Raw genomic sequence first — 20446 nt, 5'->3', positions numbered from 1 at the left:
CACCAAATAAGCCTATGACACACCACCAGAAAGGCAAAGCGTATTTACTGCCGCATAAGTAAAGAAAAGTACCGACACTCAAATCGGTACTCCTTGTATGCTAAATACACCCGCACGTCAAATCTCTGAAACGTGTTCAGTGCAAAAACAACGGCTTTTCATGCATAAGTTATTGCGTTGAAACCAGTCTGGGCGTAATAAAAACCACTAATTCACGCCGTTCGTCTTCTTTACCATCATGACGAAAGAGAGAGCCAAGCCAGGGGATGTCGCCCAACAGCGGCACGCTGTCGGCTGCGGATTTATTCTTATGTGAAAAAATCCCGCCCAGCGCAATCGTCTCGCCGCTTTTTACCTCGACCTGAGTTTCAATCTCCTGCTTATCAATAGCCAGAACTTCGCCATCCGCCTGCTGTAGCACCTGCCCGGGAACATTCTGGCTGATATGCAGTTTCAGTCTGATTCGTCCTTTCTGCAATACGGTGGGCGTGACTTCCATCCCTAATACAGCTTCCTTGAACTCGACGGATGTCGCGCCGCTTTCACCGCTGGAGACCTGATAAGGGATCTCACTACCCTGCTTAATACTGGCAGGTTGCAGGTGAGAAGCCAGTAAGCGTGGACTGGCGATGATGTCCAACTGCTGTTTTTGCTCCAGCGCAGACAGCTCCAGCTCGAGTAAACGACCGTTAATACGGCCAATGTTAAATCCCACACGGGATGTGGCTGTGGATACAGAAAGATCGCTGGCAAGCGTTGTGACGTTCCCCACCGCCCCCGATTGCTGTGCGTCAGCCAGCGACCACTTCACCCCCAGCTCACGCAAGCTTTTTTCATTAATCGTCACGATATGCGCCGCCAGTTCGACTTGTGCAACCGGCAGATCCATTTGCGCCACCCACGTTTCCAGTGCGTTAAGCGCAACGCTATTATCACGCAGCAGTAAGCGGTTGGTGCGTTTATCCACCGTCATGCTTCCTTTGGCGCTGAGCAGCTTTTCTCCGGCTTTTGCCAGCTCGGAGGCATCAGCATATTGCAAAATGATACTGCGATGTTCCAACGGCAGGCTGGCCTGAAGCCGTGCCTGCTCATTGTCCTGACGAGCCGCATTTTCACTCTGCCATTGAACAGAATGCACATGCAGAATGTTGCCTTCCTGACGTAATACCAGCCCGGCGCTTTTCACCACTGTTTGCAATGCCTGCTTCCAGGGCACATCCGTCAAATGCAGTGACAGCACACCGCTGACATCCGGTGAAACTACCAGGTTTTTCTTTTCCTGTTCGGCCAGCGCCTGCAATACCTGCACAACCGGCACATCATCGACCACCAGCGTCACGTTTTGTGATTTCGCCGCCAGTACGCTCTGAATCCCGACCACCAGTACGAGTACTATCCATGCCATCCATCGCTTCATTTATCGCTCCTTGTCGTTGCCACTGCCACTGCGACGGCTCGCAGTTTTTCCCTGTGTCGAGGGTTACGCTCTGGGCCGTTATCTGCGTAACCGTCCAACCGTTTTTCAGGACATCATTTCGCTCAACCCGCTGCCATTTTTTCTGGCTATCCTGAACAATGCCAATGGGTCGCGCGCCCTGGCTCAATATTCCCTGATAGCGCCATGCCGACAGCTCAGCAATTTGGCAACGGTCCTCCGGTGGCAGGAAGGGATTACGCATACCGGTGAGTATCAGTACGCTTACGCACGCCAACAGCCAGCGTTCAACCATCATTCAGGCGCTCCAGTTGTAGTGTTAACAGCAGCTCCGCACCTTCTGCGTAAAGAGAAAACCGGCTGACGTTCATCCCTTGCTCCGCTAATTGGTCAAACATCGGCGGGATGACATCCCAGCCTGGCTTCAGCGTCATTTCTCCGCCCTGTGCGGAGGGTTGCCAGTGGATAAGATGTGCAAGAGGAGTCTGAAACAGCAGTGGGGAGAACGGAATCAGCGTCTCTTCAGGCTCTTCTGGCGATGCCGCCAGCAGATATAAATTTCGCCATTGTGCCTGAATGGCCGCTCGTTGCTGATTTAGCGCCTCTTGTTGCATAACCCGTTTCTGCGCGGTGGAGCTGAGGCATAACATGACGACGATGAGCAGTCCCAGCATCCAGCCACAGCCGCAGATGAGCCGAAAGCGCGGCGACTGCGCTAACCAGCTATCACAAAGCGTTTTCATGCGCACCGCTCCGCATCAGTCGATAGTGGAATTGCCAGCGTCCCTGCGCATCCTGCTGCGTTTCGCCAGGGCTACCCAATTTAAACAGCGGCAGCTGGCGTAATTGCGCTTCCAGCGCCTTCAGCGCGGCAAAGCTCAGCGTGTTTCCCGTCAGTTCCAGTGTCTCCTGCTGCCAGGTTATTTTTGTTAACCACGCCTGCTCCGGCAGTAATTCCGCCAGCCCTTGCAAAACCCGCTGCCAGCTTCGGGTCTGCTCACGCTGTTTGTTCCGCGCTTGAACCTGTTGCCATCGTTGCTGGCGCTGCTGCACACGCGACTTTAGCGCCATTAAAGCCTCGGCCCGCGTCTTTTCGGCATCCGCTAACAACAATTCGACCTGGTTTTCTACGCTCAAAACGCTGTAATAGCGCAACAACACGCCGCTACTAAGCAGTAGCGAAGCGCCAAATAAAAAACTCCAGAAGCGTAGGCAGGCGCGACGTCGCGTCTGGCGCCAGGGCAGAAGATTGATGGTCGCTATCATCAACATGTGCCTCCCATAGCGAGTCCCAGTGCAATGGTGAAGCGATGGCTTTGCGTTGGAATTGGCGGCTGGCGTACAGACACCACGCTTAAAGGATCGAAGCCGCTGGGATCGCATAGCGCAATGGCTGTCGTGGAAAGCGATAATGTCGCGGCAAGCTCGTCGATACAGCCAATATCGCCCGTTGATTTACGCCCCCATGCCGAACGGGTCGCCCATAGCCACTGGGTGTCATCACGCCATACCAGACACTGATGACGTTCTGGCAGGTAAGGTATAAATCGCTGTAACGCGCTGGCATCCGGCGTAATCGCCGTAACCTGCACCTTCAACGTTTGGATAAGCGTCAGAAGCGCTGAAATCTCTTTGCTTTGCGCGGCAGTGACGTTAAACGCCGGGCTTAACGTGTCTTCGCTATAATCAAAATGCAGCGCATCCGGCGCCATATCCAGCTCACGCGCCATCGAACCGGATAACCATGCGGCTTGCTCCGGCTCGCGCAGCATCATTTCCGGACGAGGGTACTTTTTTTGTAACGTCCTGTTGGCAGGAAAGGAGAGATGAATATGGTGTCGGCGAGGAAGCTCCCGGCTCCACGGCAGTAGCGCTGCGACAAGCTGTTCAGGCTCGCGAATATGGCCATCGACGATAACCTGAGGCGTCAGCGGTATACGCCACCAGCGCTGGAGAAACCAACCGGATGCGTCGTGAACTACGGCGACAGCCAGCGCTTCATGTTGCTGAATATGCAGACCAATTTTCCAGATATTGAAAGCCATTGCTGATGATCTCCTTATCACCCGTTGCTTTAACGGGTATATCAATGCGTCTGGCTTGCCTTTATACTACCGCGCGTTTGTTTATAAACTGCCCAAATGCCACTAAATGGGAAATCTCCAGTGAAGTTCGTAAAGTATTTATTAATCCTTGCAGTATGTTGCATCCTGCTGGGAGCAGGCTCGATTTATGGCCTCTACCGCTATATTGAGCCGCAATTACCTGACGTCGCGACGCTCAAAGATGTGCGTTTACAGATCCCGATGCAGGTTTACAGCGCTGATGGCGAGCTGATCGCGCAATATGGCGAGAAACGTCGAATCCCGGTCACCCTGGATCAGATGCCGCCGGTAATGGTTAAAGCCTTTATCGCTACCGAAGACAGTCGTTTTTATGAGCACCACGGGGTAGACCCGGTGGGGATCTTCCGTGCTGCCAGCGTCGCGCTGTTCTCCGGCCATGCATCACAAGGGGCCAGCACCATCACCCAACAGTTGGCGAGAAACTTCTTCCTGAGCCCGGAACGTACGCTGATGCGTAAGATCAAAGAAGTGTTCCTGGCGATCCGCATTGAACAACTGCTGAGTAAAGATGAGATCCTCGAACTGTATCTGAACAAGATTTACCTGGGGTATCGCGCTTATGGCGTTGGTGCTGCCGCGCAGGTCTATTTCGGTAAGACGGTTGATCAGCTCAGCTTAAGTGAAATTGCGGTGATTGCCGGTCTGCCAAAAGCGCCGTCAACCTTCAACCCCCTCTATTCGATGGAAAGGGCAACCGCGCGACGTAACGTCGTACTGTCGCGTATGTTGAGCGAAAACTACATCACGCAGGCTCAGTACGATCAGGCGCGCGGCGAAGCCATTGACGCCAACTACCACGCGCCGGAAATCGCCTTCTCCGCGCCGTATCTCTCTGAGATGGTGCGCCAGGAGATGTATAATCGTTATGGCGAGAAAGCCTATGAGGACGGGTATCGCATCACCACCACCATTACGCGCAAAGTACAGCAGGCTGCTCAGCAGGCAGTACGTAACAACGTAATGGATTACGACATGCGCCACGGTTACCGCGGCCCGTCAAACGTGCTGTGGAAAGTGGGTGAAAGCAGTTGGGACAGCAAGAAAATCACCGATACGCTGAAAGCGCTACCGACTTATGGTCCCCTGCTACCGGCGGTTGTTACCAGCGCCAATCCGCAGGAAGCCATTGCCGCGCTGGCGGATGGTACGTCAGTGTCATTACGGATGGATGGCATGCGCTGGGCGCGTCCTTACCGCTCGGATACCCAGCAAGGCCCGACGCCGCGCAAAGTGACTGATGTGGTGCAAACCGGGCAGCAAATCTGGGTACGCCAGGTTGGCGATGCCTGGTGGCTGGCACAAGTACCGGACGTCAACTCCGCACTGGTCTCCATCAATCCGCAAAACGGCGCGGTGCTGGCGCTGGTCGGTGGTTTTGACTTCAACCAGAGCAAGTTTAACCGTGCAACCCAGGCGTTACGCCAGGTGGGTTCCAACATCAAACCATTCCTGTATACCGCCGCGATGGATAAAGGTCTGACGCTGGCGAGCATGCTCAACGACGTGCCGATCTCCCGCTGGGATGCCGGCGCGGGTTCCGACTGGCAGCCGAAGAACTCACCGCCGCAATACGCCGGTCCTATCCGCTTACGTCAGGGGCTGGGTCAGTCGAAAAACGTGGTGATGGTACGCGCCATGCGCGCGATGGGCGTGGATTACGCGGCAGAGTATCTGCAACGTTTCGGCTTCCCGGCACAGAACATTGTGCACACCGAGTCGCTGGCGCTGGGTTCTGCCTCATTCACGCCGTTGCAGGTGGCGCGCGGTTATGCAGTGATGTCGAACGGCGGCTTCCTGGTCGATCCGTATTTCATCAGTAAAATCGAAAGCGATATGGGCGGCGTTATCTTCGAGGCGAAGCCGAAAATTGCCTGTCCGGAATGCGATATTCCGGTGATTTATGGTGATACCCAGAAATCTAACGTGCTGGAAAACAGTAACGTCGAAGATGTCGCCGTCTCGCAGGAACAGCAGAATGCCGCCGTGCCTATGCCTCAGCTTGAGCAGGCAAACCAGGCGCTGGTCGCGCAAAGCGGAACGCAGGAGTACGCTCCACACGTGATCAACACGCCGCTGGCCTTCCTGATTAAAAGCGCCCTGAACACCAATATATTTGGTGAGCCGGGCTGGATGGGAACCGGTTGGCGTGCAGGTCGCGATTTACAGCGCCATGATATCGGCGGGAAAACCGGGACCACCAACAGTTCTAAAGATGCATGGTTCTCCGGCTACGGGCCAGGCGTGGTGACGTCGGTATGGATCGGGTTTGATGACCATCGCCGCAATCTCGGACACACGACGGCTTCTGGGGCGATCAAAGACCAGATCTCCGGCTACGAAGGCGGCGCAAAGAGCGCACAGCCTGCCTGGGATGCCTATATGAAGTCCGTGCTGGAAGGCGTGCCTGAGCAGCCGCTGACGCCGCCGCCGGGTATCGTGACGGTCAATATCGATCGCAGCACCGGTCAACTGGCAAGCGGTGGCAACAGCCGCGCAGAATACTTCATTGAAGGCACTCAGCCGACGCAACAGGCGGTGCATGAGGTGGGGACGACCATTATTGATAATGGTGAGACGCACGAACTGTTCTGATCCCTGACCGATCAAAAAAAGGCGCTTCGGCGCCTTTTTTATTATTCGTGAAGAGAAATTAAAGCCGCCCCTGTCCTTTCAGCCATTCGCGTACGAGGAACAGCGCACTCACATTACGCGCTTCGTGAAAATCAGGATCTTCCAGCAGGTCCATCATATGCGCCAGCGGCCAGCGCACCTGTGGTAATGGTTCAGGCTCATCACCTTCCAGCGATTCAGGATATAAGTCCTCCGCCACCACGATGTTCATCTTGCTGGAGAAATAGGACGGCGCCATGCTGAGTTTCTTTAAAAACGTCAGATCTTTTGCGCCAAACCCCACCTCTTCTTTCAGCTCCCGATTCGCCGCTTCGTACACGCTTTCGCCAGGATCGATTAACCCCTTGGAAAAACCCAATTCGTAAGATTCGGTCCCGACCGCGTATTCGCGGATGAGGATCAGGTGGTCGTCCACAATCGGCACAATCATTACCGCTTCACGCGTGGACGGGCGCATACGTTCATAAACGCGGCGTACGCCATTGCTGAACTCAAGGTCCACGCTTTCGACTTTAAACAGCCGGGATTGGGCGACGGTTTCCACTTTCAAAATCGTGGGTTTCTGTAATGATTTGCTCATTGTGAGGATCTTTGCTGTGAAATCTGGGGTTATTGTGCGATATACCGCACGGTTTCGGCAATGTGAATTGCCGTTTATTTACATTTATGTAACGTACTAAAAGTTAATCCTTATTTCAAATTAAAAGTCAATAGGTTGAAATAACTCCAGGAATTTGCTGATATTCCATTTTTAGTGATTTTGCTATGATTCGCATTTACTGGGCTGTACTTAAAGATGCTCAAGTTCGACTCCACACTTGCCGATAGCCAACCACAGAATCACGAATATTGAACAGGGTGCGACTGACCACGCCTGACAGACTAAGTAAGATGGGGAAAGCATGAGCACCATTCTGATTTTTTTAGCTGCTTTGCTGGCCTGCTCATTGCTTGCAGGATGGCTACTCAGAACGAAATCCAGACGGAAAAATTTACCCTTGAGCAACGTCTTCTCAGACGCCTCGAAGCGTAAACTCACGCCTGAAGAGCGCAGTGCAGTCGAAAACTATCTCGAAAGCCTTAGTCAAATTCAGCAGGTACCTGGTCCAACGGGCGCCAGCTCCGCGCCCGTGTTATTAACGCTGAATGCCCAAAGTAATAGCGTCATCGTACTTACGCACGCGATTACACGTTACGGCATTACTACCGACGATCCTAACAAATGGCGTTACTATCTTGATTCCGTTGAGGTACATCTTCCCCCTTTCTGGGAACAATACATCAATGACGAAAACAGCGTTGAGCTAATCCACACCAATACGATACCGCTGGTTATCTCCCTGAACGGCCATACGCTGCAGGAATATATGCAGGAAGCGCGTGGCTATGCGTTACAGCACACCACTTCTACCCAGGCGTCCATTCGCGGTGAAGAAAGCGAGCAGATTGAACTGCTGAATATTCGCCAGGAAACCCATGAAGAATATGCGCTCAGCCGCCCGTCGGGATTGCGCGAGGCGTTACTGATTGCTGCATCGTTCCTGCTGTTCTTTTTCTGTTTGATAATCCCGGATACGTTTGTTCCGTGGACAGTTGGTGGCGCGGTGCTGCTACTGGCTGCGGGTCTGTGGGGGCTGTTTGCCCCACCGTCTAAAACCGCCCTGCGGGAAATTCATTGTCTGCGCGGTACGCCGCGTCGCTGGGGGCTGTTTGGCGAAAACGACCAGGAGCAAATTAATAATATCTCGCTAGGTATTATTGATCTGATTTATCCACCGCACTGGCAACCTTACATCGCACAAGATCTTGGCCAGCAAACGGATATTGATATTTATCTCGATCGCCACGTTGTTCGCCAGGGACGTTTTTTATCGCTGCATGACGAAGTCAAAAACTTCCCGTTACAGCACTGGCTGCGCAACGCCGTCATCGCGGGCGGCTCGTTGCTGGTGCTGCTGATGCTGCTGTTTTGGATCCCGCTGGATATGCCGATAAAGCTTACGCTTTCCTGGATGAAGGGCGCACAAACTATCGAAGCCACCAGCGTTAAACAGCTTGAAAACGCGGGCGTTCGCGTGGGTGACACGCTGCATCTGAGCGGTACGGGTATGTGTAACATTCATACCCAGGGGAGCTGGAATGCGCAGCCTTCCGCGCCGTTTATGCCTTTCGATTGCACGCAAATTATCTGGAATGACGCGCGCGCATTACCGCTGCCTGAGTCCGATCTGGTGAATAAAGCCACCGCGCTCACGCAGGCGGTGAACCGCCAACTGCACCCCAAAGCGGATGATGACTCTCGCGTCAGCGCATCGTTACGCTCGGCAATTCAAAAATCCGGAATGGTGTTACTGGACGATTTTGGCGAGATCGTCCTGAAAACGGCTGATCTGTGCGCGGCCAAAGATGAATGTGTACGTTTAAAAAATGCACTGGTTAACCTTGGTAACAGTAAAGACTGGACGGCGCTGGTGAAACGGGCGAACGCAGGCAAACTGGATGGCGTGAACGTGCTGCTGCGTCCGGTAAGCGCGGAGTCGTTGGATAATCTGGTGAATACCTCTACGGCGCCGTTTATTTCACGCGAGACTGCGCGAGCGGCCCAGACGCTGAATAGCCCAGCCCCTGGCGGTTTCCTGATTATCAGCGACGAAGGCAGCGATCTGGTCGATCAACCGTGGCCGACAACCTCGCTATATGACTATCCCCCACAGGAACAGTGGAACGCCTTCCAGCGTCTGGCGCAGATGCTGATGCAGACGCCGTTTCGCGCGGAGGGGATCGTCACCAATATTTCGACCGACGCCAATGGCACCCAGCACATTGGCCTGCACCGTATCCCGGATCGTTCAGGATTATGGCGCTACCTTGGCACGACGCTGCTGATGTTCTCCATGCTCGGATGCGCTGTCTACAACAGCATACAGGCTTTCAGACGCTACCAGCGTCACCGCTCCCGCATCACGGAAATTCAGAGCTACTACGAAAGTTGCCTGAATCCAACGCTGATTGACAACCCGGAAAGCCTGATTCGATAACACGCTCGCGCGACAGGATATGCTACCCTGTCGCGCATCATGTTTTCTTCTGGGGAGTTTCCATGCAGATCAATATTGCCTGGCAGGATGTCGATACCGTGTTGTTAGATATGGACGGCACGCTGCTCGACCTGGCATTCGATAACTATTTCTGGCAAAAACTGGTGCCGGAAACCTATGGCGCGAAACAGGGTATCTCTCCCCAGGAAGCCCAGGACTATATTCGTCAGCAGTATCATGCCGTGCAGCATACGCTAAACTGGTACTGCCTGGATTACTGGAGCGAATGCCTGGATCTTGATATTTGCGCCATGACAACGGAACAGGGACCGCGCGCCGTTTTGCGTGAAGATACTGTACCGTTTCTTGATGCCTTAAAAGCCAGCGGCAAGCGCCGTATTTTGCTCACCAACGCGCATCCCCATAACCTGGCGGTGAAGCTGGAGCATACCGGTCTGGCCTCACACCTTGATTTATTACTTTCCACCCACACATTTGGTTATCCCAAAGAGGATCAGCGGTTATGGCACGCTGTGGCTGAAGAAACGGGAATGAGTGCAGAGAAGACGCTGTTTATTGATGACAGCGAACCCATTCTCGACGCCGCTGCTCTGTACGGTATTCGTTACTGCCTCGGCGTGACCAATCCCGACTCAGGCATCGCGGAAAAACAGTACGCACGCCATCCGTCACTGAATGACTACCGCCGACTGATCCCCTCACTGATGTGAAGGAGACGCCATGAAAGAAAAGCCCTCTGCTGAAGTCAGGCTGGATAAATGGCTGTGGGCTGCGCGCTTTTACAAAACGCGTGCGCTAGCCCGCGAAATGGTTGAAGGCGGTAAGGTGCATTACAACGGCCAGCGCAGCAAACCGAGCAAGATTGTCGAGCTGAACGCCATCCTCACCCTGCGCCAGGGAAATGACGAGCGAACGGTCATTATCAAGGCTATTACCGAGCAGCGTCGCCCGGCCACGGAAGCCGTTACGCTGTATGAAGAAACCGCGGAAAGCGTAGAAAAACGCGAAAAAGTGGCGCTGGCGCGTAAACTTAACGCGTTAACCATGCCGCACCCGGACAGGCGACCGGACAAGAAAGAGCGCCGCGACCTGTTACGATTTAAACATGGCGACAGCGAGTGACTGTCACCTGCAAGAGAGATGATTATGCCGCAACATGACCAATTACATCGTTATCTGTTTGAAAACTTTGCCGTGCGCGGCGAGCTGGTGACCGTTTCGGAAACCCTGCAACAGATCCTCGAAAATCATACTTACCCGCAGCCGGTCAAGAACGTACTGGCTGAACTGCTGGTCGCCACCAGCCTGCTCACCGCCACGCTGAAGTTTGCCGGTGATATCACCGTACAGCTGCAGGGCGATGGTCCGCTGAGCCTGGCCGTCATAAACGGCAACAACAATCAGCAGATGCGCGGCGTGGCCCGTATGCAGGGCGATATCCCTGAAGGCGCTGATCTTAAAACGCTGGTAGGCAACGGCTACCTGGTGATCACCATTACCCCAGAAGAAGGGGAGCGCTATCAGGGCGTGGTTGGTCTGGAAGGCGACACGCTGGCCGCCTGTCTGGAAGATTACTTCATGCGTTCTGAACAGTTGCCGACACGTCTGTTTATCCGTACTGGCGACGTCGATGGCAAACCCGCTGCTGGCGGGATGCTTCTGCAGGTAATGCCGGCGCAAAACGCGCAGGCAGATGATTTCGATCACCTGACAGCCCTGACCGAAACCATCAAAACTGAAGAGCTGTTAACGCTCCCGGCCAACGAAGTGCTGTGGCGCTTGTACCACGAAGAAGAGGTTACTCTCTACGATCCGCAGGACGTTGAGTTCAAATGCACCTGTTCACGCGAACGCTGCGCTGGCGCACTGAAAACGCTGCCGGACGAAGAAGTGGACAGCATTCTGGCGGAAGAAGGCGAGATCGATATGCACTGCGATTACTGCGGGAGCCACTATCTGTTTAACGCCATGGACATTGCTGAGATCCGCAGCAACGCTTCCCCGGCGGACCCGCAGGTACATTAATCACCACTGCCTATCCGGCCCACTATCGTCGACCGGATAGGCGTTCGCACCGCCATCCATCAAAACGCTATCCGCAACACGCTCACTCGTTGTAATAATTCATCGGCAATCGAGTGCCATTAATGGTGATATCACGCCAAACTCTGGGGGCTGAATCCAGTTGATGATTCGCCACCGCCTGCAGCAGTTTATCCTTATTGAATTCTGCAGGTAGCTGACCTGATGCGAAGAGTTCCCATTTATCCTCTTTCCTGGCAAAGACCAGACTCTCACCATCGCCAAAAGCATACAGCACCTGCTCAGGCTTACCATCCGCATTGAGGTCCTGATCGACCAGGACGCAAGCATCCTGCTCAACGCAGGATGTAATGCGGTAGCTCTGCCCTTTGACAAACGCCCAGAAGGTCTCATCGGGTTGCCTGCTACCTGGAGCTATCATCACTTTCGGCGCTAGTTGAGTGGCAGTCAGGTTCTGCATGGGATCGCGACGTCCTTGCAGCAGAGAATTTAAGTCGCGCCGACGCTTACTGTCTTGGTTAAACGCCGCATCTTTTTGTAATGCCTCCAACGCCGCACGTCCCGGTTTTCCGCTCTTACCCAACATATACAGGCTGACCTGATCCGGCTTAATTTTGCCGCTGTGATACAGCCCCATATGGCTGTTGACGCTGATGCGCCAGGCATCAATAACCGGCGACGACAGCAAAATCAACAGCCCCAACGCCAGCAACGACACGCAAAGAATCACCTTCCCCTGAAGCTCAAGCGGATTGCGCCCACGGCGTAAAATACTCGCCAGATAGCCAAACGACCAGAGCAGCAGCACGCAGACCACCAGCACGCCATATAAGCGCTCGGGCGTCCAACCGTACTGTTGAATTCGCACCCACAGTGACCAACCGGCAATCAGCATATAGATGGGCGCGACAACCAGGGCGCATTTGATCAGGTAGCGTAACGCGGCTGGATAGGGAAGCGCCTCTTTCTGCGGCTCGCGAACGATAGCCATCAACAGCAGCAGGAGCAGCGCCAGCGTTGACATCAACCCGGCCGCAGACACCCGCTGCGAGATAGCCTCCAGGCCGGTGAAGGGCAAGGTCAGTACAAACATCAGCGCCAGCAGCGCGACCAGGGGTAACAGACCGGTGGCGATCAAAGTCAGTAACTTTTGGACCGCCGCAACCAAACGCGACTGCGTGCGGGTCAGTACCACCGCCAGTGCGGTAACCAGGCCAAAGGCCACGTAGCCAAACCAGTCGGTATCAAAGAAAAGCGTGTCGAAGAAGGTAATACCAACGAGCTTAAACATCTCGCTCCATAGCAGGAGCACCATCCAGAACAGACCGTTGGCGACAAAGACAATCAGTAACGTCAGCGCATTAAGCCACAAACTAGCATAAAACTGCGCATAGCGGGCCTGCTGGCGGGATGCGTGGAGCGAGTACTGAATCCATGGCAATGCCAGCATCGCCATCAGCAGTAAGCGCCAGCCGTACAACATAAAAATATCATTTTGCCGCCACTTATCGCTGCCCTCGACTTGCCACTTTAGCCAGACGCTCATCGCCAGCACGACAACAAAGATCAGCGCCATCCAGTACCACAGCGCACGTTGTTTGAAAGAGACAACGGTGAGTAAAAGCGCCGAGGAGAGAGCAATTGTCGCGGGCATGCCATAGAACAGCCAGCCGTCATTATGCGGCACCAGATATGTCATCAGCAGGTAGCACAATATCCCCTGTAACAGGCCGATAGATATCATGCCCCAGCGAGTAGTACGTGAAAGTTCAACACTATCCATGTCGTCACCCAGAATGAAGAGAAAAGGTAATTATTGCATCAACTTCACAATTTTGAGCATTGATAGGCCGATCCCGGACCACTGCGACGGGAAGTGAATCGATATTGTTTATGTATGAGTTACGTTATTTTCTTACGTGAATGCGATTACACTCACAAGTTTCCCGCCAAAAACACTCTCCATTAACGTTTTAAGAACATTTTCCACAACAAAAAAGGGTTTCCTGCCATAATATCCGCCTCTTTGTGACAGGAGTCGCAGCGCATTCGGTTATCCGTGATTTTCCCGGATGCGTAAATCTATGAGCCTTGTCGCGGTTAGCAATCCCTAAAAAACCTTACTATTCCCGGTAATACATATTGGCTAAGGAGCAGTGAAATGCGTGTGAACAACAGTTTAACCCCGCAAGATCTCAAGGCTTATGGTATCAATGACGTTCAGGATATCGTTTACAATCCAGACTACGACACGCTTTTCCAGGAGGAACTTGATCCAAACCTGGAAGGTTATGAGCGTGGCGTGTTAACAAACCTGGGCGCCGTTGCCGTTGATACCGGTATCTTTACCGGACGTTCGCCAAAGGATAAGTATATTGTCCGTGACGACACCACGCGCGACACGCTCTGGTGGTCCGACAAAGGTAAAGGTAAGAACGACAACAAACCGCTCTCCCCGGAAACCTGGCAGCATCTGAAAGGATTAGTCACCCAGCAGCTTTCCGGTAAGCGTCTGTTTATCATTGATGCATTCTGCGGCGCTAACGCCGATACCCGCCTTTCCGTACGCTTCATTACCGAAGTAGCCTGGCAGGCGCATTTTGTTAAAAACATGTTCATCCGCCCAAGCGACGAAGAGCTGGTTGATTTCAAACCTGATTTCATCGTGATGAATGGCGCTAAATGCACTAACCCGCAATGGAAAGAGCAGGGTCTGAACTCCGAAAACTTCGTGGCTTTCAACCTGACTGAGCGTATCCAGTTGATTGGTGGCACCTGGTACGGCGGCGAAATGAAGAAAGGTATGTTCTCCGTAATGAACTACCTGCTGCCGCTGAAAGGCATTGCCTCCATGCACTGCTCGGCAAACGTCGGGGAAAAAGGTGATGTGGCAGTCTTCTTTGGCCTGTCCGGTACAGGTAAAACAACGCTGTCCACCGATCCGAAACGCCGCCTGATTGGCGATGACGAACACGGCTGGGATGACGACGGCGTGTTTAACTTTGAAGGCGGTTGCTACGCGAAGACCATCAAACTGTCTAAAGATGCCGAGCCGGAAATCTACAACGCAATCCGTCGTGACGCGCTGCTGGAAAACGTCACCGTGCGCGCAGATGGTTCCATCGACTTCGACGACGGTTCCAAAACCGAAAACACCCGCGTGTCCTACCCGATTTATCACATCGATAACATCGTTAAGCCGGTGTCAAAAGCGGGTCACGCCACCAAAGTGATCTTCCTGACCGCCGATGCGTTTGGCGTGCTGCCGCCGGTCTCTCGTCTTACGGCAGACCAAACCCAGTACCACTTCCTGTCTGGCTTCACCGCCAAACTGGCCGGTACAGAACGTGGCGTCACCGAACCGACCCCAACCTTCTCAGCCTGCTTTGGCGCAGCATTCCTGTCACTGCACCCAACGCAGTACGCAGAAGTACTGGTGAAACGTATGCAGGCGGCAGGTGCGCAGGCATATCTGGTTAACACCGGCTGGAACGGTACCGGCAAGCGTATCTCTATCAAAGATACCCGCGCGATTATCGACGCTATCCTGAACGGTTCGCTGGATGACGCAGAAACGTTCCGTCTGCCGATGTTTGACCTGGCTATCCCAACCGAGCTGCCGGGCGTGGATACTCGCATTCTCGATCCGCGTAATACCTATGCTTCTCCGGAGCAGTGGCAGGAAAAAGCCAACGCGCTGGCAAAACTGTTTATCGAGAACTTCGAGAAATACACCGATACCCCTGCGGGTGAAGCGCTGGTTAGCGCCGGACCGAAGCTGTAACAAAGAGTGCCGGATGGCGGTTTCGCCTTATCCGGCCTACAGCAACAAAAAGGGAGGCATTTCGCCTCCCTTTCTTATGCGTCTTTCGTGGTGCCCTGCGCGCGAGTGAAGGGAACCGGAAGCCAGGCGCGGATCGACAACCCTCCTCGTTCACTGGTGCCAATTTCCAGCATACCGTTATGGTTATCGATAATACGCTGCACAATCGCCAGACCCAGGCCCGTGCCGCTGGTACTACGCGCGCTGTCGCCGCGGACAAACGGCTGGAACAGGTGTTTACGCTGCTCCGGCTTGATGCCCGGACCATCATCTTCTACCTGGAACCAGGCGCGATGCGTCTCCGTACCGCTGCTGACCTTAATCCAGCCGTTGCCGTAACGGGCGGCGTTAACCACCATATTGGCAACCGCACGCTTGATCGACAGCGGGTGCATTTTCACCTGAATGCTGCCCGGCAGCAGCGCAGTTTCGATTTCACGTTCATAGCCGCTTTCCGCTGCGACCACTTCGCCTAACACCGAGTTCAGATCCGCCATCTCCATCGGCATCTCCTGACCAGTACGCAGATAATCGATAAACTGCTCGATAATGGCATTACACTCTTCGATGTCCTTATTGATGGACTCCGCGAGATAACCATCCTCTTCGCCCATCATTTCGGTCGCCAGACGAATACGCGTCAGCGGAGTACGTAAATCGTGGCTCACGCCCGCCATTAACAGCGTACGGTCATCGGCCAGTTGCTTCACCCCCGCGGCCATATGGTTAAAGGCTCGGGTAACGGAGCGCACCTCTGAAGCGCCATACTCACGCAGCGGCGGCGGAATGATACCTTTCCCCACCTGCAGCGCCGCATGTTCAAGATCCACCAGCGGTCGGTTCTGGATACGGATAAACAGCCACGCGCCACCGATAGCCAACAGCATAATCGCCAGCGTGTAGCGGAACAGCGGTGAGAAATCGCCCTGATGGATCTCCGTCAGCGGCACGCGTACCCAGATATTGGGCGACAGCCAGGTTTTCAGCCATACGACCGGCGAGCTTTTGTTCACCTCAACGCGGACTTCCGTCGGACCACCCAGTTGCTGCGCCATCTGATGGCTTAAGAATTCATAGTGTTGCGCCCAACGCAGTCCAGCTTCTTCAGCGGCCTCGTTGGAATAGAGGGAAATACCCAGCTCACGATAAATTTCCCGGCGGAATGCGGGCGGCACCACCAGTTGCGTACCGTCCTCCAGCTGCAGTTTATCGGTCATCAGCATACGAACTTCGTAGGCCAGGACCTTATTAAACTGCTGGAGGCTCGGCAGTATCGCGAAGTTCAGCACTACCAGGTAAGTCGTCACCAGGCTGGCAAACAGCAAGGTGACGATGAGCAATAACGTGCGGGCAAACGAACTTCGTGGCGAGAAGCGCATTCGCCTCATGCTTTAGAACCGTCCGGAACAAAGACGTAGCCGAGACCCCACACGGTCTGAATGTAGCGCGGATGCGCCGGGTCCTCTTCCACCATACGACGCAGACGAGAAATCTGGACGTCGATAGAACGCTCCATCGCCGAATATTCACGACCACGGGCCAGGTTCATCAGCTTATCGCGGGACAGCGGCTCGCGCGGGTGGCTTACCAGCGCTTTCAGTACCGCAAATTCCCCGCTGGTGAGCGGCATTGGCTCATCTTCACGGAACATTTCACGCGTACCGAGGTTCAGTTTAAACTTACCAAAAGCAATGACCGCTTCTTCCTGAGAAGGCGCGCCCGGCAGTTCGTTCGCCTGACGACGCAGTACAGCGCGAATACGCGCCAGCAGTTCTCGCGGGTTAAACGGTTTCGGAATGTAATCGTCAGCGCCAATTTCCAGCCCAACGATACGATCGACTTCTTCACCCTTCGCCGTGACCATAATGATCGGCATCGGGTTGCTTTGACTGCGCAGGCGACGGCAAATAGACAGGCCATCTTCTCCCGGCAGCATTAAATCCAGCACCATCAGGTGAAAGGACTCACGGGTCAGCAGACGATCCATCTGCTCAGCGTTAGCGACGCTTCGAACCTGGAAGCCCTGCTCGGTCAGATAACGCTCCAGAAGCGCACGCAAGCGCATGTCGTCATCGACCACCAGAATCTTATAGTTCTCTTGCATTGTTATTACTCCCAAAGGTTCGCAACAATTAAGTGTATATTCTTAAGAAAGCTAACGTGAGTCACCAGCGAATTCTGGTATGAATTCCAGGCTAAATTGTTACAAAGCATATTAAACAGCAGCTTAAGTATACAATGTTTCTCGCAATACATTATTTATTCTGTTGATATGCTCGCGTAATACTAATTGTGCGCATCATCACAGAGTCGAAGGTAAAACAATAAGATGAAAACGCCCCTGATAACCCGCGAAGGGTATGAAAAACTCAAACAAGAGCTGAATTACCTCTGGCGTGAAGAGCGCCCGGAAGTCACCAAAAAGGTTACCTGGGCCGCAAGTCTGGGTGACCGCAGCGAAAATGCCGACTACCAGTATAATAAAAAGCGTCTGCGTGAGATCGACCGCCGTGTCCGTTATTTGACCAAGTGCATGGAGAATTTGAAAATCGTCGATTACTCCCCGCAGCAAGAGGGCAAAGTCTTCTTTGGCGCGTGGGTCGAGATTGAAAATGACGATGGCGACATCCGTAAATTCCGTATTGTCGGCTACGATGAGATCTTCGGTCGTAAAGATTACATTTCTATCGACTCACCGATGGCGCGGGCGCTGCTGAAAAAAGAGGTCGGCGATCTCGCGATAGTCAACACCCCTGGTGGTGAAGCCAGCTGGTACGTGAACGAAATTAAATACGTTAAGTGAGACCGGAACAATCCGAAGCCCCGGTAGATGACTGGCATTTTTGCCAGTCAATCCGTATAACTATCCCCTGATTTTTTATCCTATAGACGAAGCTATCCATGATGAATGATTCTTTCTGCCGCATTATCGCAGGTGAAATTCAGGCTCGTGCTGAACAGGTAGAAGCTGCCGTTCGCCTGCTTGACGAAGGGAACACCGTGCCGTTTATCGCACGTTATCGTAAGGAAATCACCGGCGGTCTGGACGATACGCAACTGCGTAATCTGGAGACCCGTCTGGGATATCTGCGTGAACTGGAAGACCGCCGTCAGGCAATCCTGAAATCTATCGGCGAGCAAGGCAAACTGACCGACGATTTGGCGAACGCGATCAACGGCACGTTAAGTAAGACCGAACTCGAAGATCTCTATCTGCCGTACAAACCTAAGCGCCGCACTCGTGGGCAGATAGCCATTGAGGCCGGACTGGAGCCGCTGGCAGATCTGCTGTGGAACGAACCGTCCCATGACCCGGAAACCGAAGCTGCAAAATATCTCAACGCCGAAAACGGCGTGGCCGATACCAAAGCCGCCCTCGATGGCGCACGCTACATTCTGATGGAGCGCTTCGCCGAAGACGCTGCGCTGCTGGCAAAAGTGCGTGATTATTTGTGGAAAAACGCCCATCTGGTTGCCGCCGTGGTTAGTGGGAAAGAAGAGGAAGGCGCTAAGTTCCGCGATTACTTCGATCACCACGAACCTATTTCTACCGTTCCATCCCACCGTGCGCTGGCCATGTTCCGTGGTCGTAACGAAGGCGTGTTGCAGCTTTCACTAAATGCCGATCCGCAATTCGATGAGCCGCCAAAAGAGAGCCACGGCGAGCAGATTATCCAGGATCACCTGGGACTGCGCCTGAACAACGCCCCCGCTGACAGCTGGCGTAAAGGCGTTGTTAGCTGGACGTGGCGCATCAAAGTGCTGATGCACCTTGAAACTGAGCTGATGGGTACCGTACGTGAACGTGCGGAAGATGAAGCGATCAACGTCTTTGCCCGTAACCTGCATGACCTGCTGATGGCCGCCCCGGCCGGGCTGCGAGCCACAATGGGTCTCGATCCGGGACTGCGTACCGGCGTAAAAGTGGCGGTGGTTGACGGTACCGGCAAGCTGGTCGCGACCGACACTATTTATCCGCATACCGGCCAGGCAGCCAAAGCCGCCGTTGCCGTGGCGGCGTTGTGTGAAAAATACAACGTTGAGCTGGTCGCGATTGGTAACGGTACGGCGTCGCGCGAAACCGAGCGTTTCTTCCTCGACGTGCAGAAACAATTCCCGAAAGTGACCTCGCAGAAGGTGATCGTCAGCGAAGCCGGGGCATCGGTTTACTCTGCTTCCGAGCTGGCGGCGCTGGAGTTCCCGGATCTCGATGTTTCGCTGCGTGGCGCGGTGTCTATCGCCCGTCGTTTGCAGGATCCGTTGGCGGAGCTGGTGAAAATCGATCCGAAATCTATCGGCGTGGGCCAGTATCAGCACGATGTTAGCCAGACGCAGCTGGCGCGCAAGCTGGATGCGGTGGTGGAAGACTGCGTGAACGCCGTCGGTGTCGATCTGAATACCGCTTCCGTGCCGCTGCTGACCCGCGTTGCTGGCCTGACGCGCATGATGGCGCAAAATATCGTCGCCTGGCGCGATGAGAACGGTCAGTTTCAGAACCGTCAGCAACTGCTAAAAGTTAGCCGCCTGGGGCCAAAAGCCTTTGAACAGTGCGCAGGCTTCCTGCGTATCAACCATGGCGATAACCCACTGGATGCTTCTACCGTTCACCCGGAAGCTTATCCGATTGTGGAACGCATTCTGGCCGCAACCGAGCAATCGCTGCGTGACCTGATGGGCAACAGCAACGAACTGCGCAATCTGAAAGCAGCCGATTTTACCGACGAACGCTTCGGGGTACCGACCGTCACCGACATCATCAAAGAGCTGGAAAAACCAGGCCGCGACCCGCGTCCTGAATTTAAAACCGCGCAGTTTGCTGATGGCGTAGAAACCATGAACGATCTGCTGCCGGGAATGATTCTGGAAGGGGCAGTCACTAACGTCACGAACTTCGGCGCGTTTGTTGATATTGGCGTTCATCAGGATGGTCTGGTGCATATCTCTTCATTGTCGAATAAGTTCGTCGAAGATCCACACACCGTGGTGAAAGCGGGCGACATTGTGAAGGTGAAAGTGCTGGAAGTTGACCTGCAACGTAAGCGTATCGCACTGACCATGCGTCTGGACGAGCAGCCGGGTGAAACCAATGCGCGTCGCGGCGGCGGGAATAACGATCGCACTCAAAGCAATCGCCCGGCGCCAAAAGCCGCGAAACCTCGTGGTCGTGATGCACAGCCTGCGGGTAACAGCGCCATGATGGATGCGCTGGCGGCGGCAATGGGTAAAAAACGCTAGTGTGACTTTTGTGCCGGATGGGGGGTGTAACCTCCTTATCCGGCTAACTTGTTGCAATTAATTTGTAAGCCGGATAACACGCGTGAGCGTCGCC

17 protein-coding genes are annotated in these 20446 nt (G+C 54.0%); 8 read left to right on the top strand and 9 right to left on the bottom strand.

The features are described from left to right. Positions 1-169: 169 nt before the first annotated feature. From hofQ to O6D90_RS01725, 5 genes are read right to left on the bottom strand one after another with little or no spacing between them, the layout of a single operon-like run. Positions 170-1417 carry a DNA uptake porin HofQ gene (gene hofQ / locus O6D90_RS01745; RefSeq protein ID WP_016157631.1) on the bottom strand — a complete coding sequence of 416 codons (1248 nt, stop codon included), beginning with the start codon at positions 1415-1417 and terminating at the stop codon, positions 170-172. Then, positions 1320-1733 (bottom strand): HofP DNA utilization family protein, encoded by a 414-nt coding sequence (locus tag O6D90_RS01740; RefSeq protein ID WP_016154790.1) that lies wholly within the window; start codon positions 1731-1733, stop codon positions 1320-1322. Before O6D90_RS01740 ends, hofQ begins: the two co-directional genes overlap by 98 nt. Next, positions 1723-2178 (bottom strand): hypothetical protein, encoded by a 456-nt coding sequence (locus O6D90_RS01735; protein WP_016157632.1) that lies wholly within the window; start codon positions 2176-2178, stop codon positions 1723-1725. Before O6D90_RS01735 ends, O6D90_RS01740 begins: the two co-directional genes overlap by 11 nt. Further along, positions 2162-2701, bottom strand: a complete 540-nt coding sequence (locus O6D90_RS01730) for a PilN domain-containing protein (RefSeq protein ID WP_016157633.1) — start codon at positions 2699-2701, stop codon at positions 2162-2164. The genes O6D90_RS01735 and O6D90_RS01730 overlap by 17 nt, the downstream gene beginning before the upstream one ends. Further along, a complete protein-coding gene (locus O6D90_RS01725; protein WP_016157634.1) occupies positions 2701-3480 on the bottom strand; it encodes a hypothetical protein in 780 nt (259 codons plus the stop codon). Before O6D90_RS01725 ends, O6D90_RS01730 begins: the two co-directional genes overlap by 1 nt. A 120-nt stretch (positions 3481-3600) precedes the next feature. Between O6D90_RS01725 and mrcA the strand changes: the two genes are divergently transcribed. Further along, the gene (mrcA, locus tag O6D90_RS01720) at positions 3601-6153 is read left to right on the top strand and encodes a peptidoglycan glycosyltransferase/peptidoglycan DD-transpeptidase MrcA (RefSeq protein WP_016157635.1); all 2553 of its coding nucleotides are present in this window, start codon (positions 3601-3603) and stop codon (positions 6151-6153) included. Between the two features lie 58 nt (positions 6154-6211). Here the strand turns inward: mrcA and nudE are convergent, their stop codons facing one another. After that, entirely contained in the window at positions 6212-6772 is a 561-nt protein-coding gene (gene nudE / locus O6D90_RS01715; RefSeq protein WP_016157636.1) for an ADP compounds hydrolase NudE, read from the bottom strand. A gap of 322 nt (positions 6773-7094) precedes the next feature. Between nudE and igaA the strand changes: the two genes are divergently transcribed. The 4 genes from igaA to hslO all read left to right on the top strand — a co-directional run bounded on the left by igaA (position 7095) and on the right by hslO (position 11276). Then, positions 7095-9230, top strand: a complete 2136-nt coding sequence (igaA, locus tag O6D90_RS01710; protein WP_032931903.1) for an intracellular growth attenuator protein IgaA — start codon at positions 7095-7097, stop codon at positions 9228-9230. A gap of 62 nt (positions 9231-9292) precedes the next feature. Beyond that, on the top strand, positions 9293-9961 hold the full coding sequence (gene yrfG / locus O6D90_RS01705; RefSeq protein ID WP_016157638.1) for a GMP/IMP nucleotidase: 669 nt from the start codon (positions 9293-9295) through the stop codon (positions 9959-9961). A gap of 10 nt (positions 9962-9971) precedes the next feature. Then, the gene (gene hslR / locus O6D90_RS01700; RefSeq protein WP_271143243.1) at positions 9972-10373 is read left to right on the top strand and encodes a ribosome-associated heat shock protein Hsp15; all 402 of its coding nucleotides are present in this window, start codon (positions 9972-9974) and stop codon (positions 10371-10373) included. A 24-nt stretch (positions 10374-10397) separates the two neighbouring features. Then, positions 10398-11276 carry an Hsp33 family molecular chaperone HslO gene (gene hslO, locus O6D90_RS01695; protein WP_016157640.1) on the top strand — a complete coding sequence of 293 codons (879 nt, stop codon included), beginning with the start codon at positions 10398-10400 and terminating at the stop codon, positions 11274-11276. 82 nt (positions 11277-11358) lie between these two features. Here hslO and O6D90_RS01690 read toward each other — a convergent pair whose 3' ends face one another. Next, entirely contained in the window at positions 11359-13077 is a 1719-nt protein-coding gene (locus O6D90_RS01690; RefSeq protein WP_016157641.1) for a DUF4153 domain-containing protein, read from the bottom strand. A gap of 378 nt (positions 13078-13455) precedes the next feature. Between O6D90_RS01690 and pckA the strand changes: the two genes are divergently transcribed. Then, positions 13456-15078, top strand: coding sequence for a phosphoenolpyruvate carboxykinase (ATP) (gene pckA / locus O6D90_RS01685; protein WP_016154801.1), 1623 nt, complete (start codon positions 13456-13458; stop codon positions 15076-15078). 74 nt (positions 15079-15152) lie between these two features. Here the strand turns inward: pckA and envZ are convergent, their stop codons facing one another. Both envZ and ompR read right to left on the bottom strand, forming a co-directional pair. Beyond that, a complete protein-coding gene (envZ, locus tag O6D90_RS01680; protein WP_006687412.1) occupies positions 15153-16505 on the bottom strand; it encodes a two-component system sensor histidine kinase EnvZ in 1353 nt (450 codons plus the stop codon). Beyond that, positions 16502-17221 carry a two-component system response regulator OmpR gene (gene ompR, locus O6D90_RS01675; protein WP_001157751.1) on the bottom strand — a complete coding sequence of 240 codons (720 nt, stop codon included), beginning with the start codon at positions 17219-17221 and terminating at the stop codon, positions 16502-16504. The genes envZ and ompR overlap by 4 nt, the downstream gene beginning before the upstream one ends. 225 nt (positions 17222-17446) lie before the next feature. Here ompR and greB point away from each other — a divergent pair, with 225 nt between their 5' ends. Continuing rightward, complete coding sequence (gene greB, locus O6D90_RS01670) at positions 17447-17920, top strand: transcription elongation factor GreB (RefSeq protein WP_016157642.1); 474 nt, start codon at positions 17447-17449, stop codon at positions 17918-17920. Positions 17921-18018: 98 nt separating this feature from the next. Continuing rightward, entirely contained in the window at positions 18019-20352 is a 2334-nt protein-coding gene (locus tag O6D90_RS01665) for a Tex family protein (RefSeq protein WP_016157643.1), read from the top strand. The last annotated feature ends 94 nt before the right edge of the window (positions 20353-20446 follow it).

Origin of the sequence: Citrobacter sp. 21OH12SH02A-Citro (assembly GCF_027919895.1) — a bacterium.
Lineage (GTDB): Bacteria > Pseudomonadota > Gammaproteobacteria > Enterobacterales > Enterobacteriaceae > Citrobacter > Citrobacter braakii.
Note: the sequence above shows the minus strand (reverse complement) of the source record. Positions and strands in the feature narration are given on the sequence as shown.

What these genes read in the sequence shown, in the direction of transcription:
- hofQ (WP_016157631.1), bottom strand. Translation starts at nt 1,417, where the DNA reads ATGAAGCGATGGATGGCATGGATAGTACTCGTACTGGTGGTCGGGATT.
- O6D90_RS01740 (WP_016154790.1), bottom strand. Translation starts at nt 1,733, where the DNA reads ATGATGGTTGAACGCTGGCTGTTGGCGTGCGTAAGCGTACTGATACTC.
- O6D90_RS01735 (WP_016157632.1), bottom strand. Translation starts at nt 2,178, where the DNA reads ATGAAAACGCTTTGTGATAGCTGGTTAGCGCAGTCGCCGCGCTTTCGG.
- O6D90_RS01730 (WP_016157633.1), bottom strand. Translation starts at nt 2,701, where the DNA reads ATGATAGCGACCATCAATCTTCTGCCCTGGCGCCAGACGCGACGTCGC.
- O6D90_RS01725 (WP_016157634.1), bottom strand. Translation starts at nt 3,480, where the DNA reads ATGGCTTTCAATATCTGGAAAATTGGTCTGCATATTCAGCAACATGAA.
- nudE (WP_016157636.1), bottom strand. Translation starts at nt 6,772, where the DNA reads ATGAGCAAATCATTACAGAAACCCACGATTTTGAAAGTGGAAACCGTC.
- igaA (WP_032931903.1), top strand. Translation starts at nt 7,095, where the DNA reads ATGAGCACCATTCTGATTTTTTTAGCTGCTTTGCTGGCCTGCTCATTG.
- yrfG (WP_016157638.1), top strand. Translation starts at nt 9,293, where the DNA reads ATGCAGATCAATATTGCCTGGCAGGATGTCGATACCGTGTTGTTAGAT.
- hslR (WP_271143243.1), top strand. Translation starts at nt 9,972, where the DNA reads ATGAAAGAAAAGCCCTCTGCTGAAGTCAGGCTGGATAAATGGCTGTGG.
- hslO (WP_016157640.1), top strand. Translation starts at nt 10,398, where the DNA reads ATGCCGCAACATGACCAATTACATCGTTATCTGTTTGAAAACTTTGCC.
- O6D90_RS01690 (WP_016157641.1), bottom strand. Translation starts at nt 13,077, where the DNA reads ATGGATAGTGTTGAACTTTCACGTACTACTCGCTGGGGCATGATATCT.
- pckA (WP_016154801.1), top strand. Translation starts at nt 13,456, where the DNA reads ATGCGTGTGAACAACAGTTTAACCCCGCAAGATCTCAAGGCTTATGGT.
- envZ (WP_006687412.1), bottom strand. Translation starts at nt 16,505, where the DNA reads ATGAGGCGAATGCGCTTCTCGCCACGAAGTTCGTTTGCCCGCACGTTA.
- ompR (WP_001157751.1), bottom strand. Translation starts at nt 17,221, where the DNA reads ATGCAAGAGAACTATAAGATTCTGGTGGTCGATGACGACATGCGCTTG.
- greB (WP_016157642.1), top strand. Translation starts at nt 17,447, where the DNA reads ATGAAAACGCCCCTGATAACCCGCGAAGGGTATGAAAAACTCAAACAA.
- O6D90_RS01665 (WP_016157643.1), top strand. Translation starts at nt 18,019, where the DNA reads ATGATGAATGATTCTTTCTGCCGCATTATCGCAGGTGAAATTCAGGCT.